Source organism: Chthoniobacterales bacterium (assembly GCA_036569045.1).
Lineage (GTDB): Bacteria > Verrucomicrobiota > Verrucomicrobiia > Chthoniobacterales > JAATET01 > JAATET01.
In genome coordinates, this window is record DATCRI010000048.1 from 1 (window position 1) to 21,715 (window position 21,715).

Annotated in this window: 21 protein-coding genes; 14 read left to right on the top strand and 7 right to left on the bottom strand. The window is 64.4% G+C overall.

The genetic code is table 11. From position 1 onward, the window contains the following. Together VIM61_09115 and VIM61_09120 are read left to right on the top strand one after the other, a co-directional pair. The coding region (locus tag VIM61_09115; GenBank protein ID HEY8900559.1) for a response regulator at positions 1-1,162 on the top strand (1,162 nt) is incomplete at its 5' end. Between the two features lie 54 nt (positions 1,163-1,216). Then, positions 1,217-2,128: a PfkB family carbohydrate kinase gene (locus VIM61_09120; protein HEY8900560.1), complete on the top strand. Its 912-nt coding sequence runs from the start codon at positions 1,217-1,219 to the stop codon at positions 2,126-2,128. 76 nt (positions 2,129-2,204) lie between these two features. Here VIM61_09120 and tpiA read toward each other — a convergent pair whose 3' ends face one another. The 5 genes from tpiA to VIM61_09145 form a co-directional block, all read right to left on the bottom strand. After that, the gene (gene tpiA, locus VIM61_09125; GenBank protein ID HEY8900561.1) at positions 2,205-2,969 is read right to left on the bottom strand and encodes a triose-phosphate isomerase; all 765 of its coding nucleotides are present in this window, start codon (positions 2,967-2,969) and stop codon (positions 2,205-2,207) included. Between the two features lie 8 nt (positions 2,970-2,977). Beyond that, positions 2,978-4,222, bottom strand: coding sequence for a phosphoglycerate kinase (gene pgk / locus VIM61_09130; GenBank protein ID HEY8900562.1), 1,245 nt, complete (start codon positions 4,220-4,222; stop codon positions 2,978-2,980). Positions 4,223-4,325: 103 nt separating this feature from the next. Further along, a complete protein-coding gene (gene gap / locus VIM61_09135) occupies positions 4,326-5,366 on the bottom strand; it encodes a type I glyceraldehyde-3-phosphate dehydrogenase (protein ID HEY8900563.1) in 1,041 nt (346 codons plus the stop codon). Between the two features lie 125 nt (positions 5,367-5,491). Further along, the gene (locus tag VIM61_09140; protein ID HEY8900564.1) at positions 5,492-6,025 is read right to left on the bottom strand and encodes a shikimate kinase; all 534 of its coding nucleotides are present in this window, start codon (positions 6,023-6,025) and stop codon (positions 5,492-5,494) included. A 4-nt stretch (positions 6,026-6,029) separates the two neighbouring features. Beyond that, the gene (locus VIM61_09145; protein ID HEY8900565.1) at positions 6,030-6,233 is read right to left on the bottom strand and encodes a cold-shock protein; all 204 of its coding nucleotides are present in this window, start codon (positions 6,231-6,233) and stop codon (positions 6,030-6,032) included. A gap of 168 nt (positions 6,234-6,401) precedes the next feature. On the opposite strand from VIM61_09145, the gene purE reads away from it, so the two are divergent. The 12 genes from purE (at position 6,402) to tgt (ending at position 20,234) form a co-directional block, all read left to right on the top strand. Then, the gene (gene purE / locus VIM61_09150) at positions 6,402-6,860 is read left to right on the top strand and encodes a 5-(carboxyamino)imidazole ribonucleotide mutase (GenBank protein ID HEY8900566.1); all 459 of its coding nucleotides are present in this window, start codon (positions 6,402-6,404) and stop codon (positions 6,858-6,860) included. Then, positions 6,857-7,804 (top strand): L-threonylcarbamoyladenylate synthase, encoded by a 948-nt coding sequence (locus VIM61_09155; protein ID HEY8900567.1) that lies wholly within the window; start codon positions 6,857-6,859, stop codon positions 7,802-7,804. The genes purE and VIM61_09155 overlap by 4 nt, the downstream gene beginning before the upstream one ends. After that, positions 7,797-9,383, top strand: coding sequence for a murein biosynthesis integral membrane protein MurJ (gene murJ / locus VIM61_09160; GenBank protein HEY8900568.1), 1,587 nt, complete (start codon positions 7,797-7,799; stop codon positions 9,381-9,383). Before VIM61_09155 ends, murJ begins: the two co-directional genes overlap by 8 nt. A gap of 183 nt (positions 9,384-9,566) precedes the next feature. Continuing rightward, positions 9,567-11,675, top strand: a complete 2,109-nt coding sequence (locus tag VIM61_09165; GenBank protein HEY8900569.1) for an amidase family protein — start codon at positions 9,567-9,569, stop codon at positions 11,673-11,675. 61 nt (positions 11,676-11,736) lie between these two features. Further along, positions 11,737-13,278, top strand: a complete 1,542-nt coding sequence (locus VIM61_09170) for a hypothetical protein (protein ID HEY8900570.1) — start codon at positions 11,737-11,739, stop codon at positions 13,276-13,278. Between the two features lie 139 nt (positions 13,279-13,417). Then, positions 13,418-14,851, top strand: a complete 1,434-nt coding sequence (gene rpoN, locus VIM61_09175) for an RNA polymerase factor sigma-54 (GenBank protein HEY8900571.1) — start codon at positions 13,418-13,420, stop codon at positions 14,849-14,851. Between the two features lie 65 nt (positions 14,852-14,916). Beyond that, entirely contained in the window at positions 14,917-15,969 is a 1,053-nt protein-coding gene (locus tag VIM61_09180; GenBank protein ID HEY8900572.1) for an Mrp/NBP35 family ATP-binding protein, read from the top strand. A gap of 70 nt (positions 15,970-16,039) precedes the next feature. Next, positions 16,040-16,291: a hypothetical protein gene (locus VIM61_09185; GenBank protein HEY8900573.1), complete on the top strand. Its 252-nt coding sequence runs from the start codon at positions 16,040-16,042 to the stop codon at positions 16,289-16,291. Positions 16,292-16,343: 52 nt separating this feature from the next. Beyond that, on the top strand, positions 16,344-16,901 hold the full coding sequence (pyrR, locus tag VIM61_09190; protein ID HEY8900574.1) for a bifunctional pyr operon transcriptional regulator/uracil phosphoribosyltransferase PyrR: 558 nt from the start codon (positions 16,344-16,346) through the stop codon (positions 16,899-16,901). After that, entirely contained in the window at positions 16,898-17,842 is a 945-nt protein-coding gene (locus tag VIM61_09195) for an aspartate carbamoyltransferase catalytic subunit (protein ID HEY8900575.1), read from the top strand. Before pyrR ends, VIM61_09195 begins: the two co-directional genes overlap by 4 nt. Continuing rightward, on the top strand, positions 17,839-19,107 hold the full coding sequence (locus tag VIM61_09200; protein ID HEY8900576.1) for a dihydroorotase: 1,269 nt from the start codon (positions 17,839-17,841) through the stop codon (positions 19,105-19,107). The genes VIM61_09195 and VIM61_09200 overlap by 4 nt, the downstream gene beginning before the upstream one ends. Further along, positions 19,104-20,234, top strand: coding sequence for a tRNA guanosine(34) transglycosylase Tgt (tgt, locus tag VIM61_09205; GenBank protein ID HEY8900577.1), 1,131 nt, complete (start codon positions 19,104-19,106; stop codon positions 20,232-20,234). The genes VIM61_09200 and tgt overlap by 4 nt, the downstream gene beginning before the upstream one ends. A gap of 54 nt (positions 20,235-20,288) precedes the next feature. Here tgt and VIM61_09210 read toward each other — a convergent pair whose 3' ends face one another. Further along, positions 20,289-20,714 (bottom strand): exosortase system-associated protein, TIGR04073 family, encoded by a 426-nt coding sequence (locus tag VIM61_09210; GenBank protein ID HEY8900578.1) that lies wholly within the window; start codon positions 20,712-20,714, stop codon positions 20,289-20,291. A gap of 58 nt (positions 20,715-20,772) precedes the next feature. Then, positions 20,773-21,711: a histone deacetylase gene (locus tag VIM61_09215; GenBank protein HEY8900579.1), complete on the bottom strand. Its 939-nt coding sequence runs from the start codon at positions 21,709-21,711 to the stop codon at positions 20,773-20,775. Positions 21,712-21,715: the final 4 nt, after the last annotated feature.

Sequence of the window (21,715 nt, forward strand, 5' to 3'; positions counted from 1 at the left end):
GCTTTCCAACCTCGTCGGCAACGCGGTGAAGTTCACCGAAGCGGGCAGCGTCGTGGTCTCCGGCCGGCTCGTCTGGCTGGAAGGCAGCGAAATGACGATGGAGTTTCTCGTGCGCGACACCGGCATCGGAATCGAGAAAGAAAAGCTCGCGCATCTCTTCGAGCCGTTCATGCAGGCGGACAGCTCGATGTCGCGTCGCTACGGTGGCGCCGGGCTTGGTCTCGCGATCTGCCGTCGACTGGTCAATGCCATGGGCGGAAAAATCTCCGTCTCGAGTGAGCCGGGGTGGGGGACGACCTTTGCCCTGACGGTGCGGCTACAGCGCGACGCGGCGAAACCCGGCGATCCTCCACCGCAGTTCCCGGGCCGCCGCATCGTGGTCGCGGAGGCGAACGACGCCCTGCGCACGGCGCTTCTCGAGCAACTTGCCTCGTTCGGTGTGGAGACGGCGGGCTGCGCGTCGCTGGCCGGAGTTCATGCCGCTTTCGACGACGAGAAGGCCGTCGATCTCGTCGTCATCGACTCGATGCTCACGGACGATCCGACCGGGCTGGCCGACTACGCCGCCGCCGCGAATATTCCCGTCCTGCAGCTCGTGCCCCTCGGCGTGCCAGCCTCGGAACAGCCGCCAAACCTGCCCGGCGAATGGGGCCGCCTCGCGAAACCCGTGCATGCGAACGCCCTCGTCGGAGCGCTCTCGGCCATCTTCTCCGAGCGGGCTCTGCCAGGCAAGATCCCCATTTCGGAATCGGCGGAGGAAAGCCTGCTCTCCGCCGCGAATCCGCGCTCGACGCGCATCCTCGTCGTCGAGGACAACGTGGTGAACCAGAAGCTGATCCGGCGCATGCTCGCCAGCCTCGGCTTTGTGGCCGAGGTCGTGGACGGCGGCGAGAAGTGTCTCGAGGTTTGTTCGCAGACGGCGTTCGACCTGATCTTCATGGACATCCAGATGCCCGGCCTCGATGGCCTCGAGACGACCGCGAGACTGCGGAAACGAGGCGACCAGGCCTGGATCGTCGCGCTCACGGCCCACGTCATGAAAGAGCAACGTGACGAATGCGTGGCCGTCGGCATGAACGACTTTCTGGCGAAGCCGATTCGGAGGGAGGCGCTGCGTGCCGTGCTCGTGACCTTTCTCGGCGGCGTGCCGGCCTCCTCGTAGCCGCAAGTTTTTCCCTCGCCAACCGCGCGGGGGCTTTTGCATCTTGCGCGCCTTATGTCCGTTCTCGTCGTTGGCTCCATCGCACTCGATACCATCAAGACTCCCATCGAGGAGCATGCCGATCTCCTCGGAGGCTCGGCCTCCTACGCCGCCGTGGCCGCGGCCTTTTCCGCTCCCGTGAACCTGGTCGGCGTCGTCGGCGATGACTTCCCGAAGGACCACGTCGAGCTCTTCCGCAGCCGCCGCATCGACATCGCCGGTCTGCAGATCGTCCCCGGCAAGACCTTTCGCTGGTCCGGCGAATACATGTGGGACCTGAACACCCGCGAAACGCGCTCCGTCGAACTGAACGTCTTCGAGCACTTCACGCCCACGCTGCCGGAGGCCTACCGCGCCACGCCGATCGTTCTGCTCGCGAACATCGCTCCCGCGCTGCAGCACCACGTGCTCGATCAGATCGCCGATCCGAAATTCATCATCGCCGACACGATGGATCTCTGGATCAGCATCGCGAAGGAGGAACTCGTCTCGCTGCTCGCCCGCGTCGACATGCTCATCCTCAATGACGGCGAGGCCCGCCAGCTTACCGAGGAGACCAGCCTCATCCGCGCCGGTCGCAAGATTCAGGCGATGGGGCCGAAATACGTCGCCATCAAGAAGGGCGAGCACGGCTGCCTGCTCTTCGGCGAGGGCGAGTTCTTCAGCTGCCCGGCTTACCCGCTCGAGGACATTCATGATCCGACCGGGGCGGGGGATACCTTTGCGGGCGGCCTTGCCGGCTATCTCGCGAAGCGCGGCGGCCGCGTGACCTTCAGCGCTCTGCGCTCCGCCGTCGTTCACGGCAGCGTGCTCGCCAGCTACAACGTCGAAAAGTTCAGCCTCGAGCGGCTCCGCACCGTCACGGCGGAGGACATTACGCAGCGCTTCGAACTCTTCCGGATGATGAGCCAGTTCGAGGTGATCTAACGATTTTTACCACCAAGACACCAAGGCTCCAAGATTTCGAATTCTTGATGTCTCCGTGTCTTGGTGGTGAAAAGAATCAATCTCGCGCTCCGGCCTTCACGATCTCCGCAAAGCTGCGGGGATCCAGGCTCGCGCCGCCAACGAGGGCGCCGTCGATGTCGGGCTGGCTGAGCAGTTCGGCCGCATTCGCGGGCTTCACGCTGCCGCCGTATTGGATGCGCACCTTGTCCGCCGTGGCTGCGTCGGAAAGCTCGGCGAGCACCGCGCGAACGTGGGCGTGGCAATCCTGCGCCTGCGCCGTGCTTGCGGTCTTGCCCGTGCCGATGGCCCACACGGGTTCGTAGGCGATGACGATTTCGAGCAACTGCTCCGGCGTCACGCCCGCAAGGCTGCCGCGAAGCTGGGTCTCGAGCACTTCCTTTTCCTTGCCGGCTTCGCGCTCCTCGAGCGTCTCGCCCACGCAAAGGATCGGCTTCAGCTCGTTCTCGAGCGCGGCGATGACCTTCTTGTTGATGATCGCGTCGGTCTCGCCGAAGATCGCGCGGCGCTCGCTGTGGCCGAGGATCACGTATTTCACGTAGAGTTCGCGCAGCATCGGCGCGCTGATCTCGCCGGTGTAGGCCCCGCTCGTCTCGAAATACATGTTCTGCGCCGCGGTGCGGATCTTTTGGGAACCGCCGAGCAGCTCGGAGAGTTTCACGAGCGCGGTGAAGGGCGGGGCGATGACGATGTCGACGCCGGAGACATCTTCCACCTCGAGGCGGAAGTCCTTCAGAAAGGTTTCGGTTTCGGCCACGGTCTGGTTCATCTTCCAGTTCGCGGCGATGATTTTTTTGCGCATGAGGGTGTTTACTTGTCGTTGAGGTTGGCGACGCCGGGGAGAATCTTGCCTTCGAGGAGTTCCAGCGAAGCTCCTCCGCCCGTCGAGGCGTGGGTGACCTTGTCGATCACGCCAAATTTCTTCGCGGCGGTGGCGGTGTCTCCGCCGCCAACCACCGTGGTCGCGCCCGCGGCGGTGGCTTCCGCGATGGCGACGGCCATCGATTTCGTGCCTTCGGCGAACGCGTCGAATTCGAACACGCCGGCCGGTCCGTTCCAGATGATGGTCTTCGACTTCGCAATGACGGCGGCGAACAGCTCGCGGCTCTTCGGGCCGACGTCGAGGCCCTCGCGGTCGGCGGGAATGCCCTCCTCGACGGTGGCGGCGCCGACCTCTGCGTCGGGCGCAAATTTGTCGGCGGTGACGAAGTCGACCGGCAGGTGAATGCTCACGCCCTTCTCCTTCGCCTTGGCGACGAGCTCGGGAATGATCTCCGCGCCGGCGGGATCGTAGAGGCTGTTGCCGATTTCCATGCCGTTGAGCACCTTGAGGAAGGTGTAGGCCATGCCGCCGCCGATGATGATGTCGTCGGCGCGGTCAAGCAGGTTGCGAATGAGCGGAATCTTGTCGGCGATCTTGGCGCCGCCAAGGATGGCGAGGAGGGGACGCTGCGGATGCTCGAGCACCGCGGCGAAGGCGGTGAGTTCCTTCTCGACGAGCAGGCCGGCGACCTTGTCCGGCACTTCGATGCCGACCACGGACGAATGCGCGCGGTGCGAGGTGCCGAAGGCGTCGTTCACGTAGACGTCGCCGAGCTTCGTGAGGCTCGCACGGAAGGCCGCAATGTCAGCGGGATCGGCCTTCACCGAGTTGCCGTCGGCGTCCTTGGCCTTGCCCTCTTCCTCGATGTAGAAGCGGACATTTTCGAGCAGGATAACTTCGCCGGGTGCGAGCGCGGCGCAGGCGGCCTCGACTTCGGGGCCGACGCAGTCGTCGAGGAATTTGACCGGCTTGCCGAGGAGTTCCTCGAGCTTCGCGGCGACGGGCGCGAGCGTGTATTTGGGCGTCTTCCTGCCATTCGGGCGGCCGAGGTGACTGGCGAGAACGACGGACGCGCCCTGCTCGAGCGCGTATTGAATCGTGGGAAGCGCGGCGGTGATGCGCTGGGTGTTCGTGATTTCGCCGGTCTGCTTGTCCTGCGGGACGTTGAAGTCCACGCGAATGAACACGCGCTTTCCGGCGAGATCGAGGTCCTTGATCGTTTTTTTAGCCATGTGAGGAGAGGTCGTTGAACGAGGGAAAAGGAAAAAGGGGGAAAGGAGTGTTTTTCTCCAGTTCCCCCTTTTTCGCGTGATTCAGAGTGTCAGAGTGGTTTTTTTACCCGACGATTTGCTTGAGGAGATCGACGGTGCGGTTGCTGTAGCCCCACTCGTTGTCATACCAGCTCACGAGCTTGAAGAAGTTGCTGTTGAGCTCGATGCCGCTGCCGGCGTCGAAGATGGACGAGTGCGTGTCGTGGATGAAGTCCGACGAAACGACTTCGTCGCCCGTGTAACCGAGAATGCCCTTGAGATAGGTCTCGCTGGCCTTCTTCATCGCGGCGCAGATTTCCGCGTAGCTCGTGGCCTTGGTCGTCTTGACGGTGAGGTCGACAACGGAAACCGTGGGCGTAGGCACGCGGAACGACATGCCGGTGAGCTTGCCCTTCACTTCGGGGCAGACGAGCGCGACCGCCTTCGCGGCGCCGGTGGTGGAGGGGATGATGTTGATCGCAGCGCTGCGGCCGCCCTTCCAATCCTTCTTGCTCGGGCCGTCCACGGTCTTCTGCGTGGCGGTGTAGCTGTGGATGGTCGTCATGAGGCCTTCCTCGACGCCGAAGCCTTCCTTGAGGAGCACGTGCACGACCGGCGCGAGGCAGTTCGTGGTGCAGGAGGCGTTGGAAATGATGTGGTGCTTCTCGAGGTCGAGTTTGTCGTCGTTCACGCCGAGCACGACGGTGATGTCCTCGCCCTTGGCGGGAGCGGAAATGATGACCTTCCTGGCGCCGGCGTCGAGGTGGCCCTTGGCCTTGGCGGCATCGGTGAAGAGGCCCGTGGATTCAATGACGATATCGACGCCGAGATCCTTCCAGGGAAGGGCGGCGGGGCCTTCCTTCACGGCGAGGCACTTGATCTTGTGACCGTCAACGACAAGCGTGTCGTCCTCGGCGAGGGACGGATCGGACTTTTCGCTGTAGACCTCGCCGGCGAATTTGCCCTGAGTGGAGTCGTATTTGACGAGGTAGGCAAGGTTGTCGGCGGGAACGAGGTCGTTGACTGCGACCACTTCGATTTCCTTGCCGAGGAGGCCCTGTTCCGCGATCGCGCGAAACACGAGACGTCCGATTCTGCCGAAGCCATTAATGCCGATTTTTGCCATGATGATGTTGAATGAGTGTTGCTCGTGCGACAGCGGCTACATCTGAGCCCGAACGACGCCGTCCGTGACTTTCCCCGCCTCGATAGCACGTCAATTAAATCGCGCCGCTTTGGGGGCGTCAACTGTCAAACCCCGGGCGTGAATTTTTGGATGCGTTCCACCTCGTTCAGCACCGCCTGGGCGACGTCGTCGTGGGATTCGCCGGTCGAATCCACGCGGAAATCCGCCGTTGCCGCGTAAATTTCCCGACGCGAGGCGAGCAGGGTGTCGAAGCTCGCGCGGGGGTCCTCGGTCTGGAGGAGGGGACGCTTCTTGTTGCGGGAGACGCGCTCGAAGAGGGCATCGGGATCGGCATCCAGCCAGACGACCGGGCCGATGCGGTGAAGGGTCTCGCGGTTTTCCTCGCGGAGGATGATGCCGCCGCCGGTCGCGAGGACGATGCCGGTGCGCCCGACACATTCGAGCAGAGCGGCAGTCTCCAGGTCACGAAAATGCGTTTCGCCATGCTCGGCGAAGATCTGGGTGATCGAGCGGCCCGCGCGCGTGGCGACGAGCTCGTCGGTATCGACAAAACGGTGGCTGGTCCGGGTGGCAAGACGGCGGCCCACGGAGGACTTGCCGCTCCCCATGAAACCAATCAGGACAATGTTCGGGAACACCCCGCTACACTTTCATGACGTTTTTGGCACGCGAGCCTTTTTCGTCCTGATAAAGTTCGTATTCCACGTCCTCGCCCTCCTTGAGCGTCTTGAACCCCTTCGCCTGAATGGCGGAGAAGTGGACGAAAATGTCACCCGAGACCTCAGGATCGACAATGAACCCAAATCCCTTTTTGTCGTTAAACCACTTTACTGTTCCTCGAGCCATAAAACATCTACAAATCTGTGCCGCCGCCGGTCGTCTCGCTCCGGGACGTCGTTTCCGCTGCGCCTAGAGATTTTCCCCATGGGCCGTCAATCGGTTATTCGCTACAAAAATCACCGGAATCCGCATATACGAACGCTGATGGAGAAAAAACCGCTTGTCGGAGTCGTGATGGGAAGCACTTCGGACTGGGACACCATGAGAGAAAGCTCTGCGTTGCTGGAAGCATTCGGCGTGCCACACGAATGCCGCGTCGTGTCCGCCCACCGCACCCCGGATTTGCTCTCCCGTTATGCAAAGTCCGCGCAGAAACGCGGCCTGCGCGCCATCATTGCCGGCGCTGGCGGGGCGGCCCATCTGCCGGGCATGCTCGCGGCCCACACGCTCGTCCCGGTGCTCGGCGTGCCGGTGGAGAGCAGGGCGCTCAAGGGCATGGACTCGCTCCTGTCGATCGTGCAAATGCCGGCCGGCATTCCTGTGGCCACGTTCGCGATCGGCGTCGCCGGCGCGAAGAACGCCGCAATCTTCGCCGCCGAGCTGCTCGCGCCGGAGTTCGAGGGCGTGCGCGCCGCGCTCACGAAATTTCGGAAGGACCAGACCGCTGCCGCCCTCGCCAGCAAGCTCGCTTGAAAACGGAAGTCCTCGCGGCGGACGACCCCGCCACGCTTCGCCGCGCCTCCGCCGCCCTGCGCGCCGGCGATCCCGTCGCCCTCCCGACCGAGACCGTCTACGGCCTCGCCGCGGATGCTCTGAATCCGCGGGCCTGCGCCCGCATCTTCGAAGCGAAGGAGCGCCCGCTCAGCGATCCGCTTATCGTCCATCTCCCCGGTCTCGAGTGGCTCGAGCGCCTCACCGAGGCCGACGGCGTGGCGATCCGGCTCGCCGAGGCCTTCTGGCCCGGCCCGCTCACGCTCGTGCTGCCGCGGCGGGAGATCGTCCCGGACATCGTGACTTCGGGCCAGGAAACCGTGGCCGTGCGACTGAGCGCGCATCCGGTTTTTCGGCAGATCGCCATGAATGCCGGCACGCCGCTCGCCGCGCCGAGTGCAAATCGCTTCGGTCGCATCAGCCCCACGTCGGCCGCGCACGTGCTCGCCGAGCTCGACGGTCGCATCGAGCTGATCGTGGATGGCGGACCGTGCGCCCACGGCATCGAGTCGACCATCGTGCTGGTCGCCGACGGGCATTTGGAAATTCTTCGTCCGGGTCCGATCACCGCGGAGGCGTTGTCCGTCTTCGCGCCGGTGCGAACTGCCGGGCGAGGGGATATCGCGGTGCCGGGCAGCCTGAAGAGCCATTACGCGCCACGCACGCCGCTCGACATCGTGGCCGAGCCGGTCCCGAACGCGCGGGAGGGGTTGCTCGCGTGGAAACCGGTCGACGCAGCCGGATTCGGCGCCGTCGAGGTGCTCTCGGCGTCGGGCGATCCGCGCGAAGTCGCGGCAAATCTCTACGCGGCCATGCGCCGGCTTGACGCCGCGGGATGGGATCGCATTGTGGCGCTGCCCGGGCCCGAGGAAGGTCTCGGCATCGCCATCATGGAACGACTTCGAAAGGCCGCCGCGCGTGGGTAGTCACAAGCTCAATACGAAGGCCTCGGGCATCATCGCCCTGGCGGTGATGTGCTCGCGCGTGCTGGGCCTCGTCCGCGAGGTGGTCTTCAGTGCGCTGTTCGGTTCGCAGCTGCTCGGCATTTTCATCGTCGCCTTCCGCGCGCCGAATCTTCTGCGCGACCTCTTCGCGGAAGGCGCGCTTTCGACGGCTTTCATCACGGTCTTCTCGAAGAAGATCGAGCGCGAGGGGCCGCAGGCGGCCTGGGTGCTGGCCTCGAAGATGATGACGCTGGCGACGGTCTTCATGAGCGTGGTGACGATTCTTGGCGTCGTCTTCGCCGAGCCGCTTGTGGGGCTGCTCGCGTGGGGCTTCTCGCCCGAGTTCAAAAGCCTCACCGTCCTGCTCACGCAGATCATGTTTCCCTTCATCCTGCTCGTCTCGCTGGCGGCGCTGGTGATGGGAATGCTGAATTCGCGCGACGTCTTCGGCGTGCCCGCGATGGCCTCGAGTTTTTTCAATATCGGCTCGATCGTCGGCGGCCTCGCGCTGGGCTGGTGGCTGGATCCGCATTTCGGCGAACGCGCGCTCATCGGGCTGGCCTGCGGAACGCTGCTCGGCGGCCTGCTCCAGCTCGCGATCCAGATTCCGAGCCTCGGCAGGGTGGGCTTCTCGTTCCGACCGGATTTCAAATGGCGCGACCCCGGTGTGCGCCAGATTTTGCTGCTGATGGTGCCTTCGGTGATCGCCGCCAGCGCCGTGCAGGTGAACGTGCTCATCAACACGAGCTTCGCCTCCAGTCTCGGTCCGGAGGCCGTAACCTGGCTCAATAACGCCTTCCGCCTCATGCAGCTGCCGATCGGCATCTTCGGCGTCGCGGTGGCCACGATTACGCTGCCCGTCGTTTCGCGGATCGCGGCCAATGTCGACCGCAGCGCATTTGGCCCCACGCTCGGCAAGGCGTTGCGACTCGCCGTGTTCCTCACGCTCCCGTCGGCGGTCGGTCTGTTCTTCCTCGCGCATCCGATCATCTCGCTCATCTACGAGCATCACAACTTCGTGTCGCGCGATTCGCTGAACTGCGCCGCCGCCCTCCAATTCTACGCGCTCGGGCTCGTGGCCTATTCGGGCATCAAGGTGCTGTCCCCGGCCTTCTACGCGATCGATCGCAAGTGGACGCCCATGTTCGTGAGCTTCGGCTCCATCTCGCTGAACATCGCGCTGAACTGGTATCTCATTTTCCACGCCGGCTTTGGTCACCGCGGCCTCGCGCTGTCGACCGCGCTCGCCGCCACGTTGAATTTCTTGATCCTCTACGTCCTGATGCACCGCACGGCGGGCACATTGCACACCGGCCAGTTGCTCAGCGCCGGGGTTCGCTGCGGCCTCGCCGCCGCGGCGATGGGGGCGGCCTGCTGGGCCGCGACGACGTGGCTGCACGCCTGGCTGTTCGAGGCGCCGTTTGTCGTGCGTCTGGTCAGCCTCGGCGTGGTGGTCGGCGCCGGTGGCGCGATCTATCTCCTTCTCTGTCTGGCGTTTCGGGTGGAGTCGACCCGGGACGCCCTTGCCGCGATCCGGCGCAAGCTCACCCGAAAGGGTTAGGAACTCCGGCGCAAAATTCCGGCGACTGTTGGTATTTTCTCATATCCATCTGAGAAAATATCACGGCGCTGTGGGCTGAAGTTGCTGCACTATATTTGCAATTAATGCCTCGAGTGGCACCCGCGGTGCTTTGAATGGGGTCCGCTCGAAGTCGAGCCAGCAACCACCAAAAAACAAAGAACCATGATTTTTCCGAACAAATGGATGGGGTCGCTCCTTGCGGCCGGATTCCTTCTCGCGTGCGGTGCGAGTAAGGCGAATGCAGCCCTCGTTTCTTTCGACCTGGAGACGGCGACGCTCGCCGACCTCCAGGCGGCGATGGACGCCAAGGCGCTCACCAGCGTCGAACTGGTGAACATCTACCTCCAGCGCATCGCGACCTACGACCAGGGCGGCGTGAAGCTCAACTCCGTGCCCGCAATCAATCCCGATGTCCTGGCCGAGGCCGCCGCGGCGGATCTTCGCCGGGCGAAGGGCGAAACCGGCCCGCTCCTCGGCGTGCCTTTCGTCATCAAGGGCTCCATCGCCGCGAAGGGCATGCCGTTGACCAACGGCATCAACGCCTGGGTGGACCTCGTGTCGCCCTTCGACGCCTTCCTCCTCGAGAAACTTCGGGAGGCCGGCGCGGTGTTCCTCGGTCACGCGAATCTCGACCAGTTCCAGACCGGAACGGGCAGCTCGGTCTCGCAGAACTGGGGGACTGTGAAGAATGCCTACGTCCCTTACACAAACTCCGGCGGCAGCAGCGGCGGCTCGGCCGTGGCAACCGGGGCGAACATGGCGTTCTTCGCCATTGGTTGCGAAACCGGCGGCTCCATTCGGGTGCCCTCCGATCGCGCGGGCGTCGTCGGCATCAAGTCCAGCAACTCGGTCATCTCCGTGCGCGGCGCCGTGCCGCTCGCCTGCGACCGTGACGAGCCGGGCCCCATGACGCGCTATGCCGTCGACAATGCCAAGGTGCTCGACGTCGTGAGCGCGCTCGATTCCAAGGACGTCTGGAATTTCGTCCAGCTCTCGCCGGGCCGCGCCCGTCCCTCCGGCTACGCCACGAAGCTTGCGGCGGGCTCGCTCACCGGCAAGACGTTCGGCGTTCTCACGAACTACCTCGCTACCCAGGCGGCGATCGATGCGAATACGAGCGCGGCGGGGGACATCAATGCCCTCTTCCAGCAGGCCAAGGCCGACCTCGTTGCCGCCGGCGCCACCGTTGTCGACGTCACGCTGCCGATCAAACCGGGCGACACGTCCACCTACATCGACATCGCCTACACCGGTCGCCGTGACTCCGTTCCGTCCTCGATCGCGGTGGGATCGGAGCCGAAGCGCGTGCTCTACAATCCGGTGACTGCCGACCTCACGGGCAGCATGGTGCCCGAAGCGAAGGCCTTCCCATTCCAGGAGCTCATCAAGGCCGTCGCCACCTCGCCCGGCGACACGGAAGACCAGAAGCTCGCCACCGTCATGCGCTGGATCAACCCCGTATCGACCAGCAGCATCTCGCAGGCGATGCGCGACGCGATCCTCAACAAGACTACCTACGGTTTCAACAACCCGCTCGCCCAGCAGCACTTCCTCGCGGTTCGCTACCAGATCGCGGATTACGAGACCTGGCTCGCGACCGCCGGCCCCGGTGGCACTCCGATCGATGCGCTCATCTTCCCCGTGGCGACGAGCAAGACGATCGGCACGAACCCCAGTGCCGTCGGTGGCTCCAGCTCCGCGCCCGGCCGCACGCTCATCAATTCGTTCTCGCTGCCGTTCGTCGCGGTGCCCATGGGCGTGCTGCCCACGGGTGAGCCTTCGGACCTCGGGTTCCTCGGCAACAAATACTTCGCCGACGCGGATCTGATGGCCATGGTTGGCGCCTACGAGCAGGCCACGAAGAAGCGCATCGTTTCGCCGCTCGCTCCGGCGCTCGCTGAAGAGCACATCGAATACGATCCGGACGCGGCCACCGCGCCGGTCGTCGATGCGGTTCGTCCGGGCATCTCCATCCGCGGCGGCGCCGATGTGAAGGGCTCCGGCAAGAAGGCCCGCGTCTATTTCGGAGGAGGCGCCTACGACAACAAGGGTGTGGCCAGCGTCACCGTCACGGTGCACGGCGATCGCGCCGAGGTGAAGCTCACCGCGAAGGGGTGGGTGGCGTCGAAGTCGATGTCCTTCGTGCGCCAGCTCGTTCGCAAGGGAGTGCGCTCGGTGAAGGTCGTCGCGATCGTCCGGGATTCCGCCGGGAATGCAACGGCGTCCACGAAGACCGTGAAGCTGCCGAAGGAAGACGCTCTCGACATCTGATCGTTCCTCACCTCAACCGGAGCGGCGGTCGAAAGGGCCGTCGCTCCTTTGCCATTTCCCGATGAATTCCCGTTTCTCATTCTCGCCGGCTCTCTGGATCGGAGGAGCCGCCCTCTTGGTGGTGCTCGGCACGGGTGCCTGGCTCCTGCGGCCAGCCGGCCACCCGTCCGCCGCTTCGACGCCGACCCTTCCCCCAGCGACTGCCGCGGAAAAATCCTCCGTGGCTGCCACGCTGCCCGATTCCGTGCGCCAGATTCTTGCGCTGCCGGCCTCCAAGGCGCGCGACCAGAAACTCGCGACGCTTCTCTCCGACTGGCTCGGCCGCGATCCGCAACGCGTGCGCACCTTTCTCGACTCTCTCGGAATGGACGACGGCGACGCTCTGTCGGCCCAGTTTTTTGCCGTGCTTCCCGATGCGTTGCCGCATCTCGACGACCGCGCGGCGCGTTCTCCCTATCTCGCGGAAATGGTTTCCCGGTTGATCGAGGAAACCGCTGCGGACGATCCCCATCGCGCCCTGAAATGGGCGGAGGCCTGGCTGCTCGACGACTCCCTCGACCAGGCCCGCGTCACCATCGCGGGCGAACTTTCCCGGGACAACCCCCAGGAGGCGATTGCCTTGCTTGGCGAGATTCATAATCCGCTCCGGCGCGTCGAGGCGCTCTCCGCCATCGGTGAAGGCTTTGCGGAGAACGATCCCCAGGGCGCCATCGGCTGGGCTGGAACTCTCCCGCACGACACGGAAATCGCGACGGCGATGAACAGCGTTCTCGTGGTGATGGCCGAGAAGGATCCGGCCGGCGCGAAGGAAGCCTTTGGCGCCGTGCAAAAGCGGATCGCGGATAATTATCAGCGCCTCCTCGTGCAGGACCGCCGTCGCCGCGGATTGCCGGATGCTCCTGAGCTCGACGCGCAGGGGAACGAGCTCGTGCGCGACGCCGGCGGCGAGGATACGCCTCCGTCGGAAAATCCCGACTTCAACCTGATGGCCGATGCCTCCGAAACGATCGCCCACGCGCTTGCGGCGAAGGATCCGGCGGCCGCGCTTGCCTGGACGAACTCGCTGCCGGGAGTTCTGCAGACCGGGAGCCGTCGCGCGGCGCTCGGCGCCTGGGCCGAGACGGATGCCCTGCAGGCTTATCGCTACTGTCAGGCCAATGGGTTCCGCGACGCGGAGACCTACGGCGCCGTCTTCTCCGCCTGGTCGGAAAGCGATCCCCACACGGCGGGCCGGGAAGCGCTTGCCGTCACAAGTCCACTGGCCCGGCAGCAGGCCATCACGGGCGTGGTTTCGACCTGGGCGGATGCCTCCGCCTCCGAAGTCACGCAATGGATCGATCGGATGCCAGACGCCGCGGATCGCGACGTCGCGAATCGCAGTCTTGCCGAGGAGGAATCCGGTGATCGTCCGCAGGACGCCTGGCGTCGCGCGGTGTTGATTTCGAATCCGGATGTCCGCCGGTCGGTCCTCGCCACTGCCTTCGCCAGCCTCGTTGCGAATGCCCCGGCGAAGGCTGCGTCCGCGCTTTCCGAAGCTCCCCATCTCACCTCGCAGGAGCGAAGCGAGCTCGCCAGCATGCTCGAGAGTGCCGTCTCCCGGTAGTCGCACCAGCGGGCGGCGGATCTGCGGTTGCGCGTTCAGAATCAGCCGTTTCCTTCAAGAAATCGCAAAAATGTAGTGAGGGAAACCTACCAGTGCGTGGCAGTTTGAGAGGCGATTCAAAATTTGGCTCGGAAAGTGCTTGCGCAAGCAGGATCGATGCCTGATTACGGTCGTGATGGCCGGATTTGAGCAGTCTCTTGGTCTTTCGCTTCAGCAAACGCTGTCGCCGCAGATGCAGCAAAGTCTGCAGGTCCTGCAGGCGCCGGTGCTCGAGCTTCGCAATCTGGTCGAGCAGGAATTGCAGGCGAATCCCGTCCTCGAGGAAGAGGTTCCCGAACATGAAGGGGGAGCCGACAGTCCGGACGAATGGGAGAAGGATCTCAGGGAGGTCAATCGTCTCGACGAGGAGTGGCGGGATTACATGTCGCAGAGCGGGGCCTACGACGGCCGATCGGCCGAGGCGCAGGAACGCCGCGAATTTCTTTTCAATTCCCTGCACACGCCGAAGAGCCTCCAGCAGCATCTCATCGATCAGCTTGCGCTCTCGGAGTTGGACGACGAAGACCGGGAGGTGGCCGACGCGATCGTGGGAAATCTCAATGAGGCCGGGTTGCTTGATGTGACCGTGGCCGAACTGGCGAATCTCACGAACACTCGCCCCGAGCGGGTGGAGCGCGTGCTCGGCGAAGTGCAGGGGCTCGATCCGGTCGGCGTCGCCGCGCGGGACTTGAAGGAATGTCTGTCGATCCAGCTTCGCCGCCTCGGCAAAGCCGAGAGCCTCGAGGCGCGAATCGTGAACGGACATCTCGACGACCTGCTGAAGCGCCGTTTTCCCGAAGTGGCGCGACGCCTCGGGGTGGGGGTGCACGACGTGCAGGAGGCGGCGGATTTTCTGGCTACGCTCGAGCCCCGGCCGGCGCGACAATTTTCCGTGCATATCGATCACGTGATCCAGCCCGACGTCATCGTCGAGGAGGAGGAGGACGGCGGTTTCTCGATCTCGCTGAACAACGAGCACGTGCCGATGCTGCGAATCAGCAACTACTACAAGGACCTGCTGTCCGAGCCGAATTCGCGCGGGCAGGTGCGAGACTACATCCGCGACAAGATCAAGGGCGGCCGGTTCTTCATCAAATGCATTCAGCAGCGCCAGCAGACGATTCTGAACATCGCGCGCGAGATCGTGCGGCGGCAGGAGGAATTTCTGCGTGAGGGACCCGGCGCGCTCCGTCCGATGACCATGAACCAGGTCGCGCTCGCCGTCGGCGTGCACGAGACGACCGTTAGCCGCGCGACGAATGGCAAGTATCTCCTCACGCCCCAGGGCGTCTTCGAGATGAAGTATTTCTTCACGCCCGGCTACCAGACGGAGAGCGGCTCCGACATCAGCAACGAGAGCGTGCGCAAGGTCATCTCCGACGTCGTCGAGAAGGAGGACAAGCACCGCCCGCTCAGCGACCAGGCGATTCTCGAGATTCTCAAGGAGCGTGGCATTCCCATCGCGCGCCGCACCGTGGCGAAATACCGCGAGCAGCTCGACATCCTGCCGAGCCATCTGCGCAAGACGTTTTGAGTTTTCCGGACGGAAGGAATCCTCCCTTCCTTTCCCGACGATTCGTTCGGTAGAAGTATCCCCGCATGATTTCCGAAGAGCAGATTCTCGCCGCGTTGAAGGACGTGAAATACCCCGGCTTCAACCGGGACATCGTGTCCTTCGGGCTGGTCAGGGAGGCGCACGCCCACGGCGCCGACATCCACGCGCGCCTGGTGGTCACCACCAACGACCCGAAGATTCCTGCGGCCATTCACGAGGCCGCCGTGGCCCGGCTGCGGGCGATTCCCGGCGCCGGCAAGGTGGAGGTGCGGATCGATATTCAGGGCGCGCCGACCGCGGCCGCCGGCGCCTCGGGGCCGCAGACGATCGACGGCGTGAAGCACGTGATCGCCGTGGCCAGCGGCAAGGGCGGGGTGGGGAAGTCGACGGTGGCCGCCAATCTTGCCGTCTCGCTGCGCCGTGCGGGCGCGCGGGTCGGACTTTGCGACTGTGACCTTTACGGGCCGAGCATCGCGCTGATGTTCGGCGCGAACGAGCGCCCCACCGCCGATGACGAAAATCGGATCATTCCCATCGAGCGTTACGGCGTCGAGCTCATGTCCATGGGTTTCCTCCTCGATGACGACTCCCCGGCCGTGCTGCGCGGGCCAATGGTCACTCGCTACACCCAGCAATTTCTCCGGCAGGTCGCCTGGGGCGAACTCGACTATCTCATTCTCGATCTGCCGCCTGGAACCGGCGACATCCAGCTCACCATCGTGCAAACCGTCGCGCTGGCCGGCGCAATCATCGTCACCACGCCGCAAGAGGTTGCGTTGATCGATGCCCGTAAGGCCGCCCGCATGTTTGCGAAGACGAATGTCCCGGTGATCGGCATCATCGAGAACATGAGCTACTTCCAGTGTCCGAGCGACGGCGTGCGCTACGACCTGTTCGGAAAGGGGGGAGGGGCTCGCGAGGCGCAGCGGCTCGGGGTGCCTCTGCTGGGTGAAATTCCGATCGAGGTCGCCCTCCGCGAGGGCGGCGACATTGGCCGGCCGGTGGCCGAATTTGCCGGGAACGGTCCATCCGGCACGGCATTTGCTCAAATAGCTCTCACCATCGCTGAAAAATTTTCCACAAATGTAAGTGCATGACTGTGAAGGGATAAGTCGCCATGACATTGACTTTTCTCTGTAGTCCCCCCACCATAACACCCGATTGCATATGAGTTCACCGAAGACCGAGGTTCCTTTCGATCTCGTAAAAAATTCCTCCCTTTACCGCGAGTATCTTGCGGAGCGCGAAGAGATCCTGCGTCACAAATGGATCGAGAGTGAGAAAGCCGGCCGGGATATCGGTTTCGAGCGCGCGTTGCTCGACTGGATCATCAAATACCGGTCCGAGTGGCGTGATTTGCGCGTGAAGCCGGCGACTCCGCCGACGAACGGCGAACGCACGGAGGCGGGCGTGGCCTGACCCCTCCGGCTTTCCTTTAATGCAGTCCCGCGAGACTGCGAAGGAGACTTGAATGACCCAGATTCCAGAGAAACCGGCCACCGTTGTGGTCATGGATGCGGATGCGATCCGCAAGGCGATCCGGCGCATCGCGCACGAGATCATCGAGCAGAATTCCGACGTCTCCCGGCTCGTGCTCGCCGGCATTCCCACTCGCGGCGTCGAGGTCGCGCGTCGGCTCGTCGATCACATTGCCAGCGTCGAGGGCGTGCGCCCCGAAATGGGCGTCGTCGATGTCTCGATGCATCGCGACGATCTGGCCACCCGCAAACGGTTCACCGCGCTCGAGGAAACCCAGCTGCCCTTCGATCTCGAGGGGCGCACGCTCGTCCTCGTCGATGACGTGCTTTATACCGGCCGCAGCTGTCGCGCCGCGATGGATGCGGTGGCTTCCTTTGGCCGGCCGGATCGGATCCAGCTCGCCGTGCTCGTGGACCGCGGCCATCGCGAACTGCCCATCCGCCCCGATTACGTGGGCCGCAACGTGCCGACCGAGCGCACGGAGAAGATTCGCGTGCGATTTGAAAATTCCGACAACGTGCCGGACAGCGTGCAGGTGGTGAAGCCATGACGACGCCCGTGACCTGGACTCGCAAGGATCTCGTGGCGCTCGATGCGCTGAGCTCGGACGAGATCACGCTCCTGCTCGACACGGCCAAGGCTTTCAAGGGCGTTGGCCAGCGCACGCTCAAGAAGGTGCCCGCGCTTCGCGGCAAGACGCTCGTGAATTTCTTCGTCGAGCCGAGCACGCGCACGCGCACGTCGTTCGAGCTGGCCGCGCATCGTCTCAGCGCCGACGTCGTGAACATCGCCGCGACGGCCTCGAGCCTGCAAAAGGGAGAGACTCTCAAGGACACCGCGCTCAATCTTCAGGCGCTGCTCGCCGACATCATCGTGCTGCGCCACAGCTCCGCCGGAGCGGCGCAATTCCTCGCGGAGCGGCTGCAGGCCAGCGTGATCAACGCCGGCGACGGTTCGCACGAGCACCCGACGCAGGGCCTGCTCGATGTCTTCACGATGCGCGAGCGCTTTGGCGATCTCGCGGGCCTGAAAGTCGCGATCGTCGGCGACATTCTCTTCAGTCGCGTGGCGCGCTCGAACGTGCATGCTCTCGTGAAGCTTGGCGCCGACGTCACGCTCGTCGGGCCGACCACGCTCGTTCCGCGTTCGCTGGAATCTCTGGGCGCGAAGGTCACGCATCGCATCGACGACGTGCTCGAATCCGCGCAGGTCATCAATCTCCTGCGCATCCAGCACGAGCGGCAGCGGAAGGAATATTTCCCGAGCCTTGGCGAATACACGTCGCTTTTCGGGCTGACGAAAGCCCGCGCCGCGCGCATTCGACCGGATTGTCTCGTGATGCACCCCGGTCCCATCAACCGCGGCGTCGAGATCGACAGCGATGTGGCCGACGGGCCGAACAACGTCATTCTCGAGCAGGTCACCAACGGCCTCGCCGTGCGGATGGCCGTCCTTTATTTGTGCGCCGGCAACGCCGGAGCTGCCGTATGAGCACCCTGAAAATTACGAACGGCCGGATCATCGATCCGGCGAACCAGCGCGACGAGATCGCGGACCTCTGGATCCGCGACGGCGTGATCGTCGACGACGCGACCTCCGCCCATGAGACGATCGATGCGAAGGGGCTCGTCGTGGCGCCGGGCCTGATCGATCTGCACGTGCATTTCCGCGAGCCGGGACAATCGCACAAGGAAACGATCGGCACGGGCACGGCCGCGGCGGCGAAGGGCGGCTTCACGAGCGTCGTGTGCATGCCGAACACGAATCCCGTGGCCGACAATCCGTCGACAATCTCGTGGATTCACGAACGCGCGAACGACATGGCGCAGGTGAACGTCTTCTGCACGGGGGCGATCACCAAGGGACTCAAGGGCGAGGAACTCGCGCCGGTCGCTTCGATGAAGAAGGCCGGCATCGTGGCGATCACCGACGATGGCCATTGCGTGCAGAACAACGAGGTGATGCGGCGGGCGCTCGAATACGCGCGGATGTTCGACCTGCCGCTGCTCGACCATTGCCAGGACTACGGCATCGTCGGGGACGGGATCATGCACGAGGGCGAATGGAGCGTGCGGCTCGGCCTGCCGGGCTGGCCGCGCATCGGCGAGGAGCTCATCGTGATGCGCAATATCATGCTCGCCGAGCTTTGCGACTCGCCGATCCATTGCCAGCACCTCACCTCGGGAGGCAGCATTCGCCTGATTCGCGAGGCGAAGGCGCGCGGCGTGAAGATTTCCGGCGAGGTCTGCCCGCATCACATCGCGCTCACCGACGAATCGCTCAAGGGCTACGATTCCAACTACAAGATGAACCCGCCGCTGCGCACGGAATGGGACATCGATCTGCTCATCGGCGGCATCGCGGACGGCACGATCGACATTCTCGCGAGCGACCACGCGCCGCACGCCCCCTACGAGAAAGAGGTCGAGCTCGACCATGCGCCGTTTGGCATTCTCGGCCTCGAGACGGAGTTTGCGATCTTCTGCGACGTGCTCGTGCACAAACGCGGAGCGATCGATCTTCCGCGACTCGTCGAGATGCTCACGATCAATCCCGCGAAGCTCCTGCGGCTCGATCGCGGCACGCTCTCCGTCGGCGCTCCCGCGGATGTGACGCTGCTCGACCCGGATGCCGAGTGGACCTACGACCTCACGGAGACGGCGTCGCCGTCGCGCAACTCTCCGTTCCACGGGCACACGTTCAAGGGCCGGGCGGTGCGGACCATCGTGGCGGGCAAGTCGGTCTGGGCGCTGTGAGTGGTTTCTCCGTTCAGGCGACGGTCGGCAAGGCGCGCGCCGGCACGTTGCAGACGCGCCGCGGCGTCGTCGAGACGCCGGTGTTCATGCCGGTCGGCACGCAGGCGACGGTGAAGGCGATGACGCCCGACGAGGTGAAGGCGACGGGCGCGCAGATCATTCTCGGGAACACGTATCACCTGCACGTGCGGCCCGGCGAGGGCCTCATTCGCGATCTCGGCGGCCTGCACCGGTTCATGAACTGGGACCGGCCGATTCTCACCGACAGCGGCGGCTTCCAGGTCTTCTCGCTCGCGAAGCTGCGCAAGATCACCGAGGAGGGCGTGCATTTTCAGAACCATCTCGATGGCACGCCGACGTTCATCGGGCCGGAGCGCTCGATGGAGATCCAGCGCGATCTCGGCTCGGACATCGTGATGCTCTTCGATGAATGCCCGCCGCATCCGTGCTCGCACGAGGATGCCGCGAAGAGCCTCGACCTCACGCTGCGCTGGGCAAAACGCTGCCGCGAGTGGTGGGACGCGCAGCCCGCCGAGGGACGGCCGCTGGTGTTTGGAATCGTGCAGGGCTCGGGCTATCCCGATCTGCGCCAGCGATCGGCGGAGGCGCTCGTGGAGATCGGCTTTGACGGCTACGCCATCGGGGGTGTGAGCGTGGGAGAGCCGGAGCCGGAGATGTTTGCCGCGGTCGAGGCGGCGGAGTCGCATTTGCCGGCGAATCGCGCACGCTACGCGATGGGGCTCGGCACGCCGAAGCAGGTGATCGAGCTGATCGCCCGCGGCGTGGACATGATGGATTGCGTGCTGCCGACGCGGCTGGCGCGCAATGGCACGGCCTTCACCGCAGACGGGACGCTGAGTTTGAAGAACGCACCCTTCGCGCGCGACGAGCGCGTGATCGAGCCCGGATGCGAGTGTTACGCCTGCCGAAATCAGTTTACCCGCGCGTATCTGCGCCATCTCGTGAAGGCGGAGGAGATCCTCGGGCTGCGCCTTGTGACGATGCACAACCTCCATTTTTACGTGGGACTGGCGAAGCGGGCGCGGGCGGCGATTCTCGACGGATCGTTCGAGGAGTTCCGCCGCGAGACCGTGGGCCGGCTCGAAGCCGGTCGGACAGAAATCTAAAAGCAAAAACGGCGGAGATTGCTCTCCGCCGTTTCAAGATGGTTGCCGGTTCGCTTAGAGCGAGGGCGATTGCTGGTAGTCGCGCACGTAGTTGTAACGCGTCTCGAAGCCGAGCTCCGGCGGGAACTCGCTGTAACCGCAATGGATCCAGGGAATGTCGCTCTTGTAGGGCGGACGATAGCTGCCCTTGTAGGTCGGGAAGGGGAAGAGTGCCACTTCGTAGATGCCGAAGCCGAGGCGGGCGAGCGAACGGCCCGTGCCGCGGACGATGCCGTAGCTGAATGCGGCGGCGTTGCCTTCGGAGTAGTTGATCGAGACAAAGGAGTCGATGAGTTCGGAGGAGCCAAAAGCGATGTTGGCGAGCCCGCGGCCGAGCTTACGGGTCGGGCCGTAATCGGAAGCCGGGGGGGACTGGATGTCGGCGAGGGCGACGGATGCGCCAACGGCCAACACGAAAGCAAGGAGGGCGGGAAACTTCATAGCTTGGCGCTATCTAGGGTGTTCCACGGAGGCGTGGCAAGGATTTTTGCGAGGCGGGTCAACCTTCGTCGCGGAGGGCGCGAAAATGGGCGTTTGCGGCGGCCGCGAGACCGGGGAGCGAGTAGCCGCCTTCCAGCACGGAAACGACGCGGGCGTCGATGGCGGCCGCGGTTTCCAGCGTGTCGAGAGTGAGCGTGGTGAAGTCGGCGTCGGTGAGGCGGAATTCGCCCAGCGGGTCGCCGAGGCGAGAGTCGAAACCGGCGGAAATCAGAATGAGCTGCGGCGAAAATGCGCGCACCGCGGGCAGGAACTCGTCGCGAAAAGCGGCGCCGATTTCGGCGAATCCCGCGCCGGCGCGGAAGGGACGATTGATGGTGAGACCGGCGCCCGAGCCTTCGCCGGTCTCCTCCCGATCGCCCGTGCCGGGATACCAGGGGCGCTGGTGGGTGCTGGCGAAGAGAACGGTGCCGTCGGCGTAGAAAATATCCTGCGTTCCGTTGCCGTGGTGGACGTCCCAATCGAGGATTGCGACGCGTTCCACGCCGTGCACCGCCTGGGCGTGGCGAGTGGCGATGGCGACGTTGTTGAAGATGCAGAAGCCCATTGCGCGGCTGGCGGTGGCGTGGTGCCCCGGTGGCCGCACGGCGCAGAAGGCGTTGTCCAGTTTGCCCGAGAGGACGGCGTCGACGGCATTGAGCACGCCGCCGACCGCCTGGAGGGCGACGTCGCCGGATTGCCGGCAGACGCTCACGTCGCCGTTGGCGAGGGAGTCTTCGCCGCGGGCCATGAGCGCGAGCACGGTCTCGATGTAGCGCGGGTCGTGGGCCCGGCCGACTTCCTCGAGCGTGGCGGGTCGCGGGGCAATGCGGGTGGAGGTGGCGATCAGGCCGGCGGAATCGAACGAGTCGTGAATGGCGTCGATGCGTTCCGGCGCCTCGGGGTGATCCCACCCGGTGTCGTGGTTCCTGTAGATCGGATCGAGAAGGAGCCCGGTCATGGCG

Coding starts and splice junctions, on each gene's coding strand:
- VIM61_09200 (HEY8900576.1), top strand. CDS start 17,839: ATGAGCACCCTGAAAATTACGAACGGCCGGATCATCGATCCGGCGAAC.
- pgk (HEY8900562.1), bottom strand. CDS start 4,222: ATGGCTAAAAAAACGATCAAGGACCTCGATCTCGCCGGAAAGCGCGTG.
- VIM61_09195 (HEY8900575.1), top strand. CDS start 16,898: ATGACGACGCCCGTGACCTGGACTCGCAAGGATCTCGTGGCGCTCGAT.
- VIM61_09180 (HEY8900572.1), top strand. CDS start 14,917: ATGATTTCCGAAGAGCAGATTCTCGCCGCGTTGAAGGACGTGAAATAC.
- tpiA (HEY8900561.1), bottom strand. CDS start 2,969: ATGCGCAAAAAAATCATCGCCGCGAACTGGAAGATGAACCAGACCGTG.
- purE (HEY8900566.1), top strand. CDS start 6,402: ATGGGAAGCACTTCGGACTGGGACACCATGAGAGAAAGCTCTGCGTTG.
- VIM61_09120 (HEY8900560.1), top strand. CDS start 1,217: ATGTCCGTTCTCGTCGTTGGCTCCATCGCACTCGATACCATCAAGACT.
- gap (HEY8900563.1), bottom strand. CDS start 5,366: ATGGCAAAAATCGGCATTAATGGCTTCGGCAGAATCGGACGTCTCGTG.
- pyrR (HEY8900574.1), top strand. CDS start 16,344: ATGACCCAGATTCCAGAGAAACCGGCCACCGTTGTGGTCATGGATGCG.
- VIM61_09145 (HEY8900565.1), bottom strand. CDS start 6,233: ATGGCTCGAGGAACAGTAAAGTGGTTTAACGACAAAAAGGGATTTGGG.
- VIM61_09210 (HEY8900578.1), bottom strand. CDS start 20,714: ATGAAGTTTCCCGCCCTCCTTGCTTTCGTGTTGGCCGTTGGCGCATCC.
- VIM61_09170 (HEY8900570.1), top strand. CDS start 11,737: ATGAATTCCCGTTTCTCATTCTCGCCGGCTCTCTGGATCGGAGGAGCC.
- VIM61_09215 (HEY8900579.1), bottom strand. CDS start 21,711: ATGACCGGGCTCCTTCTCGATCCGATCTACAGGAACCACGACACCGGG.
- VIM61_09165 (HEY8900569.1), top strand. CDS start 9,567: ATGATTTTTCCGAACAAATGGATGGGGTCGCTCCTTGCGGCCGGATTC.
- VIM61_09185 (HEY8900573.1), top strand. CDS start 16,040: ATGAGTTCACCGAAGACCGAGGTTCCTTTCGATCTCGTAAAAAATTCC.